Here is a 13081-nt window from a genome sequence, read left to right as displayed (position 1 = left end):
TAAACATCCACTATGGAATGCCGCGATCACATGAAGCGCAAGAACATTCTTTTCATCATGGCCGATCAAATGGCCGCGCCAATGTTGCCGTTCTACGGCCCATCGCCCATCAAACTGCCCAATCTCAGCCGCCTCGCCGAACAAGGCGTGGTGTTCGACTCCGCCTATTGCAACAGCCCCCTGTGCGCGCCGTCGCGTTTCACCCTGGTCAGCGGCCAGTTGCCGAGCAAGATCGGCGCCTACGACAACGCCGCCGACTTCCCCGCCGACGTGCCGACCTACGCCCACTACCTGCGCCGCCTCGGCTATCGCACCGCTCTGTCGGGCAAGATGCACTTCTGCGGGCCAGACCAGCTGCATGGCTACGAAGAACGCCTGACCAGTGACATCTACCCCGCCGACTACGGCTGGGCAGTGAACTGGGATGAACCGGACGTGCGCCCGAGCTGGTATCACAACATGTCGTCGGTGCTGCAAGCCGGTCCGTGCGTGCGCACCAATCAGCTGGATTTCGACGAAGAGGTGGTGTTCAAGGCCCAGCAGTACCTGTTCGACCATATTCGCGAGGATGGCGACCAGCCGTTCTGCCTGACCGTTTCGATGACTCACCCACACGACCCGTACACAATTCCCAAGGCTTTCTGGGATCTGTACGACGATGCCGACATCCCGCTTCCTGCAACGCCGAATCAACATGAACTCGATCCGCACTCGCAGCGTTTACTCAAGGTCTACGACCTGTGGGACAAGCCGCTGCCTGTGGACAAGATCCGCGATGCCCGCCGCGCCTATTTCGGCGCCTGCAGCTATATCGACAGCAACGTCGGCAAACTCCTGAAAACACTCGAGGAAACCGGGCTGATCGATGACACCATCATCGTGTTTTCCGGTGACCACGGCGACATGCTCGGCGAACGCGGCCTCTGGTACAAAATGCACTGGTATGAAATGGCCGCCCGGGTGCCCCTGTTGATAAGTGCACCGGGGCAATTCGGCGCCGGCCGGGTTAGCGCCAGTGTATCCACGGCGGACCTGTTGCCGACCTTCGTCGAGCTGGCCGGTGGCTCGCTGGAACCGGGCTTGCCGCTGGACGGCCGCTCGCTGGTCCCGCACCTGCAAGGGCAGGGTGGCCACGATGAAGTGTTCGGCGAATACATGGCCGAAGGCACCATCAGCCCGCTGATGATGATTCGCCGTGGCGCCTACAAGTTTATCTACAGTGAAGACGACCCTTGCCTGCTCTTCGATGTAGACAATGACCCTCGCGAACAGGAAGAACTCAGCCATTCGCCACAACATCGCCAGTTGTTCGACGATTTTCTCGCCGAAGCGCGGACCAAATGGAACATTCCAGCGATTCACCAGCAGGTGCTCGCCAGCCAGCGACGCCGGCGTTTCGTGGCCGAGGCGCTGACCCTCGGCAAGCTGAAGAGCTGGGATCACCAGCCGCTGGTGGACGCCAGTCAGCAGTACATGCGCAACCACATCGACCTCGACGATCTGGAGCGTAAAGCACGTTATCCACAACCCTGCCAAAACCAATAATGTTAAGGGGAAGTCCATGCAAAGGTTATCCACAGTACTGACGGTCGGGCTCCTGGCCCTGGGCAGCGCATCGGCGTTTGCCGATCAGAGTTGCGAGACGGTGAAGATGGCCGACCCGGGTTGGAGCGACATCGCCGCAACCAACGCCATCACCGGGTTTCTGCTGGACGGCATGGGCTACAAGGCCAAGGTCGACACCCTCGCGGTACCGATTACCTTTGGCGGCCTCAAGGATGGCCAGGTCGATGTGTTCCTGGGTAACTGGATGCCGGCGCAGCAGGGTTTCTACGACAAGTTCGTCGCCAACGGCGACGTCACGCAACTAGCGAAAAACCTCGATGGCACCGAATTCACCCTCGCGGTTCCGGACTACGTGTGGGACGCGGGTGTGCACAACTTTGCCGACCTGAACAAATACGCGGACAAGTTTGACCACAAGATCTACGGTATCGGGTCCGGCGCTCCGGCGAACATCTCGCTGCAGGAAATCATCAAGAAAAACGATTTCGACATGGGCCAGTGGAAACTGGTCGAATCCAGCGAGCAGGCCATGCTGGCGGAAGTGTCCCGCGCGGTGAAGAAACAGAAATTCGTGACCTTCCTCGGCTGGACCCCGCACCCGATGAACGTGCAACTGAAGATGCATTACCTCAAGGGCGGCGAGAAATACTTCGGTGACACCGGCAGCGTCCACACCCTGACCCGCAAGGGTTATGCACAGGCCTGCCCGAACGTCGGCAAACTGCTGACCAACCTGAGTTTCACCCAGGACATGGAAAACAGCATCATGGCCGAGGTGGTGAACAAGAAAGTCAGCAATGCCGACGCGGCAAAAGCGTGGATCAAGGCCAACCCGGCGGTGCTGGACAAGTGGCTCGATGGCGTGAAGACCGTGGACGGGCAGGATGCGTTGCCGGCGGTTAAAGCCAAACTCTGAACCTGAGTCAGAACCGGTTTATCTGGCAAAGGGGCTTCCTGTGGCGAGGGGGGCTTACCCCCGTTGGACGGCGCAGCCGTCCCAAAACCATTGAATGTGGGTAATCAGTTAGATCGCATTCAATGGTTTTACGATCGCTTCGCAATCGAACGGGGGCAAGCCCCCTCGCCACAGTAAGCTGCCTGGCCACAATGATTGTGTTGTCCTGCTACCCTTGCGCAAAATCCCCGACCGAGAGGACCCATGGCCCTTCCCAGCCGCCATTCACTCTTCCCTTTCCTCACCTGGCTACCCCGGCAAACCCGCGCCAGCGTCGGGCGTGACCTGATCGTTGGCCTCAGCGGCGCGATTCTCGCGTTGCCGCAATCCATTGCCTACGCGCTGATTGCCGGCCTCCCACCAGAATACGGCCTCTACGCCGCAATCATCCCGGTGCTGATCGCCTGCCTCTGGGGTTCGTCGTGGCATTTGATCTGCGGTCCTACAGCGGCCATCTCGATTGTCCTGTACGCCAGCGTCAGTCCGTTGGCCGTTCCGGCGACGCAGGACTACGTCACCGTGATCCTGTTGCTCACCTTCCTGGCCGGGATTTTCCAGTGGCTGCTGGGATTGCTGCGCTTCGGCGCCCTGGTGAATTTCGTCTCGCACTCGGTGGTACTCGGCTTCACCCTGGGTGCTGCCGTGGTGATTGCCATTGGTCAATTGCCTAACCTGCTGGGGCTGGATTTGCCCAGCCAGGCCACCGCGCTGGATAGCTTCATCATGTTGTTGCGCCATCTCGGCGAAATGGACAAACCTTCGCTGGCGCTAGGGCTGGCGACAGTGGTGGTGGGCGTGATCCTCAAGTTGTGGTTGCCACGCTGGCCGACGCTGTTGATCACTCTGGTGCTTGGCGCATTGCTGGTCTGGCTTTGGCCATCGATGTTCGGCCACGTGCAACTGGTCAGCGCCTTCACCGGCAAGCTGCCACCTTTCAGTCCGTTGCCGCTGGATCTCGATCTGATCCTGCGCCTGCTGCCCAGCGCAGTGGCGGTCGGCATGCTCGGGCTGGTCACCAGCCTGTCGATTGCCCGCTCGATCTCGGCACGTTCGCAGCAATTACTCGAGGCCAACCAGGAAGTTCGCGCCCAGGGCCTGTCGAACATCGTCGGTGCGTTTTTTTCCGGATCGCTGTCGGCAGGCTCTTTCACCCGCTCAGGCCTGAGCTATGAAGCGGGGGCCTGTTCGCCCCTGGCCGGGATTTTTTCGGCGTTGTGGGTGGCGCTGTTTGCGATCTTCGGCGCGAGCCTGATCGCGCACATCCCGATTCCGGCGATGGCCGGGAGTATTCTGCTGATCGCCTGGGGACTGGTGGACCATCGCGGCATTCGCGCGTTGTTGCGGGTCAGCCGCGCCGAATTTGTAGTCATGGCCCTGACCTGCGTCGCCACGCTGCTGCTGGAATTGCAGACGGCGATCTACGCCGGCGTGCTGGCCTCGCTTTTTTTCTACCTCAAGCGCACATCGCAACCACGGGTGCAGCATGTGCGAGATGGCGAGGAAGACATACTGCGAGTGGGCGGTTCGATCTTTTTCGGCGCCAGCCATTACCTGCAAGTACGCCTGCAACGCATGCATGGCGCGCGGGTAGTGATAGAGGCGCAGCAGATCAACTTCATCGACTATTCAGGGGTAGAGATGCTGCATCAGGAAGCGCGACGCCTGCTGCGTCAGAATCGCAGCCTGACCTTGCGCCGGGCCCGGCCGCAGGTGGTGGAAGAGTTGAGGAAGCTGGAAGGGGCGCAGAAATGCCCGATCCGGTTTGAGGATTGAAACACCGCCCTCTGTAGGAGCGAGCTTGCTCGCGAAAAACCTGAGGGCGCCGCTGGGCATCTGGTTTTGCGCGTTATCGTTCACGACCTTCGCGAGCAAGCTCGCTCCTACAGTAGGTTATAGGGCCAACTGCCGGCGAAGTTCAGCCAGCACCGGCGCCGTATCCGGGCGCACTCCGCGCCACAGGAAGAACGCCTCCGCCGCCTGCTCGGCCAGCATCCCCAGACCATCCATCGCCACCGCAGCCCCGTGTTCGCTGGCCCAGCGGCAGAACGAAGTCGGCTCCTTGCCGTACATCATGTCGTAGCACACCGTCTTGCCCGGTTCGATCAGGCTGGCAGCAATCGGCGGCACATCGCCCGTCAGGCTCGCGGAGGTCGCATTGATGATCAGGTCTACAGACTCCTGCAACCAGTCGTAACCACTGGCCGAGACAGGCCCCAGATCGCAGAACAACTCGGCCAGCAACTCGGCCTTTTCCACCGTGCGGTTGGCGATGATCACCGATGCCGGTTGCTCGCCCAGCAACGGTTCGAGGGCACCGCGCACCGCGCCGCCAGCGCCGAGTAGCAGGATGCGTTTGCCCTTGAGGCTGAATCCGGCGTTGACCGTCAGGTCGCGCACCAACCCGGCACCGTCGGTGTTGTCGCCCAGCAGACTGCCATCAGCCAGTTTGCTCAAGGTATTGACCGCGCCGGCGCGCTGCGCCCGCGCCGTCAGGCTGTTCGCCAATCGATAGGCCTCTTCCTTGAACGGCACCGTCACATTGGCGCCGCGCCCTTCGAGGAAAAATGTCCTGGCACAGGTGGAAAAGTCGTCGAGTGGCGCAAGCAGCGTGTTGTAGTCCAGCTTTTGCGCGGTCTGCTCGGCGAACAGGCGATGGATCAACGGCGACTTGCTGTGGCCGATCGGGTTACCGAATACGACATAACGGTCCATCGGGATTCCTCGTTCAGGCTTCGGCCAACCAATCGCGGTCTTGCAGGAAGTACTCGGTCAGGCGCGCTTCTTCGCTGCCGGGTTCGGCCTTCCAGTCGTAACCCCAGCGTACTTGCGGTGGTAGAGACATCAGAATCGATTCGGTACGCCCGCCCGATTGCAGGCCAAACAGCGTGCCACGGTCGTAGACCAGGTTGAATTCAACGTAACGACCACGGCGGAACTCCTGGAACTCGCGCTGTTTTTCAGTAAACGCATCGTTCTTGCGGCGCTGCACGATCGGCAGATAGGCGTCGATGTACGCGTCACCGATGGCACGCATGAAAGCGAAACTGGTATCGAAGTCCCACTCGTTCAGGTCGTCGAAAAACAGCCCGCCGATGCCGCGCGGTTCGTGGCGGTGCTTGATGTGGAAGTAGCTGTCGCACCAGGCCTTGTAGCGCGGGTAGACGTCCGCGCCGAATGGCGCGCAGGCCTGTTCGGCGACACGGTGCCAGTGGATGCAGTCTTCTTCATTGCCGTAGTAAGGCGTCAGGTCGAAGCCGCCCCCGAACCACCAGACCGGTTCTTCACCTTCTTTTTCGGCGATGAAAAAGCGTACGTTGGCGTGGGAAGTCGGCACATGCGGGTTGTGCGGGTGAATCACCAGCGACACGCCGAGGGCTTCAAAGCCACGGCCGGCCAGTTCCGGTCGATGAGCGCTGGCAGACGGTGGCAGACCGCTGCCGAAGACGTGGGAAAAGTTCACGCCGCCCTTTTCAATCACTGCGCCGTTTTCGATCACGCGGGTGCGACCGCCACCGCCGGCCGGCCGGGTCCAGGCGTCTTCGACGAATTGCGTGCCACCGTCTTCGGCTTCCAGGGCGGCGCAAATACGGTCTTGCAGGTCGAGCAGGTAGGCTTTTACGGCCTCGGTGCGGGTCGTCATGTCATCACCTTGAATCGGGCAAAACTACGCGGCGCTCCATTGGAGCGGGGGGCCAGCGCAAATGGGCCCGTAGCATACCATCGCAAGTCACCCCGTCGCAGTTGACGAAGATCAAGCTTAGGAGTCCGATAGGGAGCTTGGTAAAACGACCTATGGAGAGTTCTGATGGCAAAGCGAATCCAGTTCCGCGCCCATGGCGGTCCCGAAGTGCTCGAGTATGTGGATTACCAACCCGCCGAGCCCGGCCCGAAGGAAGTGCGCGTGACCAACAAGGCCATCGGCCTGAACTTCATCGACACCTACTACCGCAGTGGTCTTTATCCGCCGCCGTCCCTGCCGTCGGGTGTCGGCTCGGAAGGTGCCGGCGTAGTCGAGGCGGTGGGCAGCGACGTGACCCGCTTCAAGATCGGCGATCGCGTGGCCTATGGCAGCGGCCCTCTGGGCGCCTACAGCGATGTTCACGTCTTGCCCGAGGCGAATCTGGTGAAACTGCCGGACGCCATCAGTTTCGAACAGGCCGCTGGCGTGATGCTCAAAGGCCTGACCGTGCAGTACCTGCTGCGTCAGACTTATGAACTCAAGGGTGGCGAAACCATCCTGTTCCACGCCGCGGCCGGCGGGGTCGGTTCCCTGGCGTGCCAATGGGCCAGGGCCTTGGGCGTGAAGCTGATCGGTACGGTCAGCTCGGCGGAGAAAGCCGCACTGGCCAAGGCCAACGGTGCCTGGGCGACCATCGACTACAGCCATGAAAACGTCGCTCAGCGTGTGCTGGAGTTGACCGATGGCAAAAAAGTCCCGGTGGTGTACGACGGCGTTGGCAAGGACACCTGGCTGACTTCACTCGACAGCGCCGCGCCGCGTGGGCTGGTGGTGAGTTTCGGCAATGCGTCCGGCGCGGTCGACGGCGTGAACCTGGGGATCCTGGCGGGGAAAGGCTCGCTGTACGTGACCCGGCCAACCCTGGGCACTTATGCGAACAACGCCGAGAACCTGCAACGCATGGCCGACGAGTTGTTCGAGATGATCATCAGCGGCAAGCTGACCGTGGAGATCAGCCAGCGTTATCCACTGGCTGACGCGGCGAAGGCGCAGACCGAGTTGTCGGCGCGGCGCACGACAGGCTCGGTTGTTTTGTTGCCCTGAGATTTTCGCTGACTGTCAGGGCCCCTTCGCGAGCAAGCCCGCTCCCACAATAGATCTCCAGTGAACATAGAGTTTATGTTCGACACAGATCAAATGTGGGAGCGGGCTTGCTCGCGAATGGCCTCAATGCAGTATCAGTCCGGGCGCACGACGGTGCCGGTCGCCAGATCGCGAATCACGCTCGGGTTCTTGCGTCCGCCCAACATCCCGCCGAGCACCAGATCGACCTGGCCACGGAAATACTGCTCGACGCGAATCCGCGTACGCGCTGCCGGGCGCCCCTGCGGGTTGGCCGACGTCGACACCAGCGGCCCGACCAGCGCGCACAAGTCCCGCACCTGCGGGTGATCGCTGACCCGCAGCGCCACGGTTTCATGCACCCCGGTAATCCACTCGGGCAGCAGGTTCTGGTGCGGCACCAGCCAGGTGTTCGGCCCCGGCCAGGTGCTGGCCATGCGGTCCATCCACAATTCGGGGAAGTCTTCGAAGAGGAAATCGAACTGACGGATGTTGTCGGCGACCAGGATCAGTCCTTTATCCACAGACCGGCCCTTGATCAGCAGCAGACGCTCCACCGCTTCCTCGTCCCACGGGTCACAACCCAGGCCCCAGACTGCTTCGGTTGGGTAGGCAATCACCGCCCCTGCGCGAATTGCTTGCGCGGCTTGTTGCACACGCCAACTGTTGACCATGAAAAACTCTCCAGAATAAGGCTCTGCGCAGTTTACCGATCTTGCTCATAAAACCTAGCTCACCCGTGCAAACCAGCGCCCGCTTTCGCAAACGGCATGACCGTCCATTTCCAGTTCCGTCAGCGCCGCCAGCACTTTCGGCAAGGCCCAGCCGCTTGCGCCTGCCAGTGCTTCACTGGTCAGAGGCGCGGCATGCAGCAACTTCAACAGAGGGTGAGTCGTTTCAGCGGTGAAGGACTCTGTGGATAACGGCAGCCGTTGCCAGCCGCGCAAGGCCTCGAGAATATGTTCGATGGTTTCCACCAGCACCGCACCATCTCGGATCAATTGATGGCAGCCGCGGGCGCCGGGATGATGGATCGACCCGGGAATCGCAAATACCTCGCGTCCGTGTTCGCCGGCCAACCTCGCCGTAATCAGAGAACCACTGGCGACACTGGCCTCGACCACCAGCACGCCAAGGGACAAGCCGCTGATGATCCGGTTGCGTCGAGGGAAGTTGCTGGCGGTTGGGCCTGCATCCAACGGGAACTCCGAAAGCACGGCACTGCCCGAGGCAATCATCGCGTCCGCCAGGCGCCGATTACGCTGTGGATAAAACTTTTCAAGTCCCGTGCCAAGTACACCGACCGTTTGCCCGCCAACGTCCAGGGCGGCCTGATGTGCGGCAGCGTCGATGCCCAGGGCCAGGCCGCTGGTGATGACAAAACCGGCGCCGGCCAGGCTGCGGGAAAACGCGGCAGCGGTGTCCATGCCCGGGCGCGATGCGCGACGACTGCCGACCATCGCCAATTGCGGCTTTTCCAGGATGCCCGGATTTCCGGCAACGAATAACAGTGGCGGCGCATCGCTGATTTGCGCCAGCAGCGCCGGGTAGTCAGGCTGGTCCCACATCAGTAAATGCTGGGCCGGACGCTCTAGCCAAGCCAATGCGTGGGCGGCGCCATCACGGGTTTCAGTGCTGCGTCTGGCCTCCGTACACGCCAGAGGTAAACCCAGCGCGCGCCAGGCACTGGCCGGTGCACTGATCGCTTTGGACGCCGAGCCAAAGGCTTCAAGCAGCTTCTTGAACCGTGCCGGGCCGAGCTCAGGCAGGCGATGCAAACGCAAACGGGCTTCCAGTTCCGCAGGGGAAACCGGTGTAACGGCAGACAGAGACATGGATCATCCTTGATCGTTATGAGCACCCGTACAAACGGGAATAAGCTGTGGATAACTCTGTTGGTAACTTGTGAAGCAAACTTACGGATTTCGCACCTTGTCCATCACCGACAGCGAGCGCGAAGCACTCAGCACCAACCCATAACTGAGTTTGTCGTAGGTACGGAAAACCATCAGCAGACCGGCGCGCTCATCGGGAATTTTCAACGGCTGGCCGGTGATCCGGTCACGCACGGTTTCGCCGGTCTTCATCACTGCCAGCAGGTTGCCTTCGGCCAGTCCGTCGCGCTGCCCCTTGTTCAGCGTAACCACGTCCAACTCGCCGATCTGCGTGACCCCGCGCGGCACATCGATGATCAAACCGCTGATTTCGTGGCTCGGTGCGCTGGGTGTGAAGGTCGAGTTGATCGAGCGCTCTTCGCCACTGAACAGGCGGTCGCCGAGGCGGACTTCCTGGGTCGTACGTTGCAACGCCAGCGTGGCGACGTCACCTTCGATGGCCACGACCTCACTTGCGCCGATTTCGTCGGCGTTGACCCCCAGGATTTCCTTGCTCTGCGGATCGGTGTAAACCTTGCCCTGGCGGAAGATGCCGTACACCGGCTGCGCCGGATCGAAATGGCCGCGGGCAAAGATGCGGTCACCCGCGCCGCTGAGTACGCGTTCGGCATCGCCGGCAACGATATAGGGCGCCTTGTCGAAATCCTCGGTCTTGTCGACGATGCGGTTGTTCAGCAGAAAGCTGTTGATCGATTTCAGCGCGATGCTGGGGATAGCCTCGGTCACCGGGCTGCTGCGCACCTGGGGCGACAGCTTTATGGTGGGAATATCTTCCCGAAGTTGCACTTGCCCGTACGCCAGACCGGCCGAGACCAGAAGCGGCAGGGCGAGTAGTGATTTCCTCATGCGGTGAATCCCTTTATTATGTGCGTTCGCGTGAAACGCCAGAGCCCTCGGTGGCTCGCTCCCGGCTTGCTTATCGAAAGAAGGGAGCTACGTTTTACAACGGTAGCCTGCAATTCTTCGGACCCGCCAGGCCATCGACCCGACCTTACTTCACACGTGCACTAATCAAGCTTATGGCCATTTTAAACATCCTCGAATTCCCTGATCCGCGTCTGCGCACTATCGCCAAGCCAGTGGCCGTAGTGGACGACGAAGTGCGTCAGTTGGTCGACGACATGTTTGAAACAATGTATGAAGCGCCTGGCATCGGCCTCGCCGCGACCCAGGTCAACGTGCACAAACGTATCGTCGTGATGGACCTCTCCGAAGACCGCACTGAGCCTCGCGTGTTCATCAACCCCGAGCTCGAACCGCTGACCGACGACATGGGCCAGTATCAGGAAGGCTGCCTGTCGGTGCCGGGCTTCTACGAAAACGTCGATCGCCCGCAACGGGTCAAGGTCAAGGCGCTGGACCGCGACGGCCAGCCATACGAACTGATCGCCGACGATTTGCTCGCGGTGTGCATCCAGCACGAATGCGACCACCTCAACGGCAAATTGTTCGTCGATTACCTGTCCACGCTCAAACGCGACCGCATCAAGAAGAAACTGGAAAAGCTTCATCGCCAGAACGCCTGATGCCCATCTTCAAAGGCTTGCTGCGGCAAGCCTTTTTCTTTTCAAGAGACGTCACCCATGACTGAGCCACTGCGCATTGTCTTTGCCGGCACCCCGGAATTCGCCGCCGAACACCTCAAGGCCCTGCTGAGCAGCCCTTATGAGATCGTCGCGGTCTACACCCAACCGGATCGTCCGGCCGGTCGCGGGCAAAAACTGATGCCGAGCCCGGTCAAGCAGCTTGCTCTGGAGAACAACATCCCGGTGTTGCAGCCGCCCACCTTGCGCAACGAAGACGCGCAAGCTGAACTGGCTGCACTGAAACCGGACTTGATGGTGGTGGTCGCCTACGGCCTGATCCTGCCGCAAGTGGTGCTGGATATTCCGCGCCTGGGTTGCATCAACAGCCACGCCTCGCTGCTGCCGCGCTGGCGTGGTGCGGCGCCGATCCAACGCGCCGTGGAAGCGGGGGACGCCGAAAGTGGCGTGACCGTGATGCGCATGGAAGCCGGCCTCGATACCGGGCCGATGCTGCTGAAAGTCACCACGCCGATCAGCGCCGCAGACACCGGCGGCAGCCTGCACGATCGACTGGCCGAAATGGGCCCGCCGGCCGTGGTCCAGGCGATTGTCGGCCTCGCTGCCGGCACCCTGGAAGGCGAAGTGCAGGACGACAGCCTGGCCACCTACGCGCACAAACTGAACAAGGATGAAGCACGCATCGACTGGAACCGCCCGGCGGTTGAGCTGGAGCGTCTGGTCCGTGCCTTCAACCCGTGGCCGATCACCCACAGCACCTTGAACGGCGAAGCCCTGAAAGTGCTGGCCGCGCAACTTGTCGAAGGCAAAGGCGCTCCGGGGGAAATCCTCGGCGCCAGCAAGGACGGACTGATCGTCGCCTGCGGCGAACAGGCCTTGTGCCTGACCCGTCTGCAATTGCCCGGCGGCAAGGCGCTGAACTTCAGCGATCTGTTCAACAGCCGCCGTGAGAAATTCGCCACCGGCACTGTCCTCGGTCAAGCGGCGGACGCTCAATGAATCCGCGTCTGGCCGCCGCCAAGGCACTCGCCGCTGTCCTGAGCGGCAAAGCCTCGCTCAACAGTTCGCTGCCAACGCAACTGGACAAGGTCGAGGACCGTGATCGCGGCTTCACCCAAGACCTGGCGTTCGGCACCGCACGCTGGCAACCACGCTTGTCGGCACTGGCGGCCAAGCTGCTGCAGAAACCGTTCAAGGCTGCCGATGCCGATGTCGAGGCGCTGCTGCTGGTCGGTCTCTATCAACTGCTCTACACCCGCGTCCCGGCCCATGCCGCCATCGGTGAAACCGTCGGTTGCGCCGACAAGCTGAAAAAGCCCTGGGCCAAGGCGTTGCTCAACGCTGTGCTGCGTAATGCTCAGCGCGAAAGCGAAACGATTTTCGCCGAGCTGGAGCGCGATCCAGTGGTGCGCACCGCTCACCCACGCTGGCTGCAGAAATCCCTGAAGGCGTTCTGGCCAGAGCAATGGGAAGCCATCTGCGCCGCCAACAACGCGCATCCGCCGATGATCTTGCGGGTCAACCGTCGCCATCACACCCGCGATGCCTACCTCGGTTTGCTGACTGATGCCGGCATTGCCGCCACAGCGTGTGTCTACAGCCGCGACGGCATCGTGCTCGAAGCGGCCACCGATGTGCGCAGCCTGCCGGGTTTCGCCGAAGGCTGGATCAGCGTGCAGGACGAAGCCGCGCAACTGGCCGCCGATCTGCTGGATCTCGCGCCGGGCCAACGGGTGCTGGACGCCTGCTGCGCACCGGGTGGCAAGACCTGCCATATTCTCGAAGCCGAGCCGAAACTGGCCGGCGTAGTAGCGGTGGACCTGGAAGCCAAGCGCCTGGTGCGGGTGCGGGAAAATCTCGAACGCCTGAAACTCAGCGCCGAACTGATCGCCGCCGACGGCCGCGACATCCAGGTATGGTGGGACGGCAAGCCGTTCCAGCGCATCCTGCTGGACGCACCATGTTCGGCCACCGGTGTGATCCGTCGTCATCCGGACATCAAGCTGACTCGCCAGCCCGACGACATCGCCGCGCTCGCGCTGCTGCAAGGCGAACTGCTCGATGCCATGTGGACCACGTTGGAGGTGGGCGGCATTCTGCTGTACGCCACTTGCTCCACGCTGCCGACCGAGAACACCGAAGTCATCGCAGCCTTCCTTGCCCGCACGCCGGGTGCCCGTGAACTGGACCTCGCCACGGCGGCCGGCATCAAGCAGCCCCATGGTCGCCAGTTGCTGGCCCAGGAAGGTGGCCACGACGGGTTCTACTACGCCAAGCTGATCAAGATCGCCGCCGCTCGCGGTTAAACGGATTCAATGGA

12 protein-coding genes are annotated in these 13081 nt (G+C 61.6%); 7 read left to right on the top strand and 5 right to left on the bottom strand.

The genetic code is table 11. The features are described from left to right. The first annotated feature begins 30 nt into the window (after window positions 1–30). The 3 genes from betC (at window position 31) to QMK54_RS00135 (ending at window position 4294) form a co-directional block, all read left to right on the top strand. Complete coding sequence (betC, locus tag QMK54_RS00145; RefSeq protein ID WP_320401840.1) at window positions 31–1545, top strand: choline-sulfatase; 1515 nt, start codon at window positions 31–33, stop codon at window positions 1543–1545. 16 nt (window positions 1546–1561) lie between these two features. After that, window positions 1562–2482, top strand: a complete 921-nt coding sequence (choX, locus tag QMK54_RS00140) for a choline ABC transporter substrate-binding protein (protein WP_110660925.1) — start codon at window positions 1562–1564, stop codon at window positions 2480–2482. A 243-nt stretch (window positions 2483–2725) separates the two neighbouring features. Then, window positions 2726–4294: a SulP family inorganic anion transporter gene (locus QMK54_RS00135; protein WP_320401839.1), complete on the top strand. Its 1569-nt coding sequence runs from the start codon at window positions 2726–2728 to the stop codon at window positions 4292–4294. Between the two features lie 117 nt (window positions 4295–4411). Here the strand turns inward: QMK54_RS00135 and aroE are convergent, their stop codons facing one another. Both aroE and hemF read right to left on the bottom strand, forming a co-directional pair. Next, a complete protein-coding gene (gene aroE / locus QMK54_RS00125) occupies window positions 4412–5233 on the bottom strand; it encodes a shikimate dehydrogenase (RefSeq protein ID WP_320401838.1) in 822 nt (273 codons plus the stop codon). Between the two features lie 13 nt (window positions 5234–5246). Further along, the gene (gene hemF, locus QMK54_RS00120; protein ID WP_223590181.1) at window positions 5247–6161 is read right to left on the bottom strand and encodes an oxygen-dependent coproporphyrinogen oxidase; all 915 of its coding nucleotides are present in this window, start codon (window positions 6159–6161) and stop codon (window positions 5247–5249) included. A gap of 165 nt (window positions 6162–6326) precedes the next feature. Here hemF and QMK54_RS00115 point away from each other — a divergent pair, with 165 nt between their 5' ends. After that, window positions 6327–7304 carry an NADPH:quinone reductase gene (locus QMK54_RS00115; protein ID WP_320401837.1) on the top strand — a complete coding sequence of 326 codons (978 nt, stop codon included), beginning with the start codon at window positions 6327–6329 and terminating at the stop codon, window positions 7302–7304. A gap of 134 nt (window positions 7305–7438) precedes the next feature. Here the strand turns inward: QMK54_RS00115 and QMK54_RS00110 are convergent, their stop codons facing one another. The 3 genes from QMK54_RS00110 to QMK54_RS00100 all read right to left on the bottom strand — a co-directional run bounded on the left by QMK54_RS00110 (window position 7439) and on the right by QMK54_RS00100 (window position 10063). After that, entirely contained in the window at window positions 7439–7996 is a 558-nt protein-coding gene (locus QMK54_RS00110; RefSeq protein ID WP_103396118.1) for an L-threonylcarbamoyladenylate synthase, read from the bottom strand. Window positions 7997–8050: 54 nt separating this feature from the next. Then, window positions 8051–9157 (bottom strand): DNA-processing protein DprA, encoded by a 1107-nt coding sequence (gene dprA, locus QMK54_RS00105; protein ID WP_223590177.1) that lies wholly within the window; start codon window positions 9155–9157, stop codon window positions 8051–8053. Window positions 9158–9238: 81 nt separating this feature from the next. Beyond that, window positions 9239–10063, bottom strand: a complete 825-nt coding sequence (locus QMK54_RS00100) for a peptidoglycan-binding protein (RefSeq protein WP_110660646.1) — start codon at window positions 10061–10063, stop codon at window positions 9239–9241. A gap of 173 nt (window positions 10064–10236) precedes the next feature. On the opposite strand from QMK54_RS00100, the gene def reads away from it, so the two are divergent. Genes def through rsmB form a run of 3 tightly spaced genes read left to right on the top strand, consistent with a single transcriptional unit; the run spans window position 10237 to window position 13067 of the window. After that, a complete protein-coding gene (gene def, locus QMK54_RS00095; RefSeq protein ID WP_110660645.1) occupies window positions 10237–10743 on the top strand; it encodes a peptide deformylase in 507 nt (168 codons plus the stop codon). Between the two features lie 57 nt (window positions 10744–10800). Beyond that, window positions 10801–11760, top strand: coding sequence for a methionyl-tRNA formyltransferase (gene fmt / locus QMK54_RS00090; protein WP_320401836.1), 960 nt, complete (start codon window positions 10801–10803; stop codon window positions 11758–11760). Continuing rightward, a complete protein-coding gene (gene rsmB / locus QMK54_RS00085) occupies window positions 11757–13067 on the top strand; it encodes a 16S rRNA (cytosine(967)-C(5))-methyltransferase RsmB (protein ID WP_320401835.1) in 1311 nt (436 codons plus the stop codon). The genes fmt and rsmB overlap by 4 nt, the downstream gene beginning before the upstream one ends. The last annotated feature ends 14 nt before the right edge of the window (window positions 13068–13081 follow it).

Origin of the sequence: Pseudomonas sp. P5_109, assembly GCF_034009455.1 — a bacterium.
Taxonomy (GTDB): domain Bacteria; phylum Pseudomonadota; class Gammaproteobacteria; order Pseudomonadales; family Pseudomonadaceae; genus Aquipseudomonas.
The sequence above is the reverse complement of the archived record's forward strand: the minus strand, read 5'-3'. Positions and strand labels throughout refer to the sequence as shown.

What these genes read in the sequence shown, in the direction of transcription:
- betC (WP_320401840.1), top strand. Translation starts at nt 31, where the DNA reads ATGAAGCGCAAGAACATTCTTTTCATCATGGCCGATCAAATGGCCGCG.
- choX (WP_110660925.1), top strand. Translation starts at nt 1,562, where the DNA reads ATGCAAAGGTTATCCACAGTACTGACGGTCGGGCTCCTGGCCCTGGGC.
- QMK54_RS00135 (WP_320401839.1), top strand. Translation starts at nt 2,726, where the DNA reads ATGGCCCTTCCCAGCCGCCATTCACTCTTCCCTTTCCTCACCTGGCTA.
- aroE (WP_320401838.1), bottom strand. Translation starts at nt 5,233, where the DNA reads ATGGACCGTTATGTCGTATTCGGTAACCCGATCGGCCACAGCAAGTCG.
- hemF (WP_223590181.1), bottom strand. Translation starts at nt 6,161, where the DNA reads ATGACGACCCGCACCGAGGCCGTAAAAGCCTACCTGCTCGACCTGCAA.
- QMK54_RS00115 (WP_320401837.1), top strand. Translation starts at nt 6,327, where the DNA reads ATGGCAAAGCGAATCCAGTTCCGCGCCCATGGCGGTCCCGAAGTGCTC.
- QMK54_RS00110 (WP_103396118.1), bottom strand. Translation starts at nt 7,996, where the DNA reads ATGGTCAACAGTTGGCGTGTGCAACAAGCCGCGCAAGCAATTCGCGCA.
- dprA (WP_223590177.1), bottom strand. Translation starts at nt 9,157, where the DNA reads ATGTCTCTGTCTGCCGTTACACCGGTTTCCCCTGCGGAACTGGAAGCC.
- QMK54_RS00100 (WP_110660646.1), bottom strand. Translation starts at nt 10,063, where the DNA reads ATGAGGAAATCACTACTCGCCCTGCCGCTTCTGGTCTCGGCCGGTCTG.
- def (WP_110660645.1), top strand. Translation starts at nt 10,237, where the DNA reads ATGGCCATTTTAAACATCCTCGAATTCCCTGATCCGCGTCTGCGCACT.
- fmt (WP_320401836.1), top strand. Translation starts at nt 10,801, where the DNA reads ATGACTGAGCCACTGCGCATTGTCTTTGCCGGCACCCCGGAATTCGCC.
- rsmB (WP_320401835.1), top strand. Translation starts at nt 11,757, where the DNA reads ATGAATCCGCGTCTGGCCGCCGCCAAGGCACTCGCCGCTGTCCTGAGC.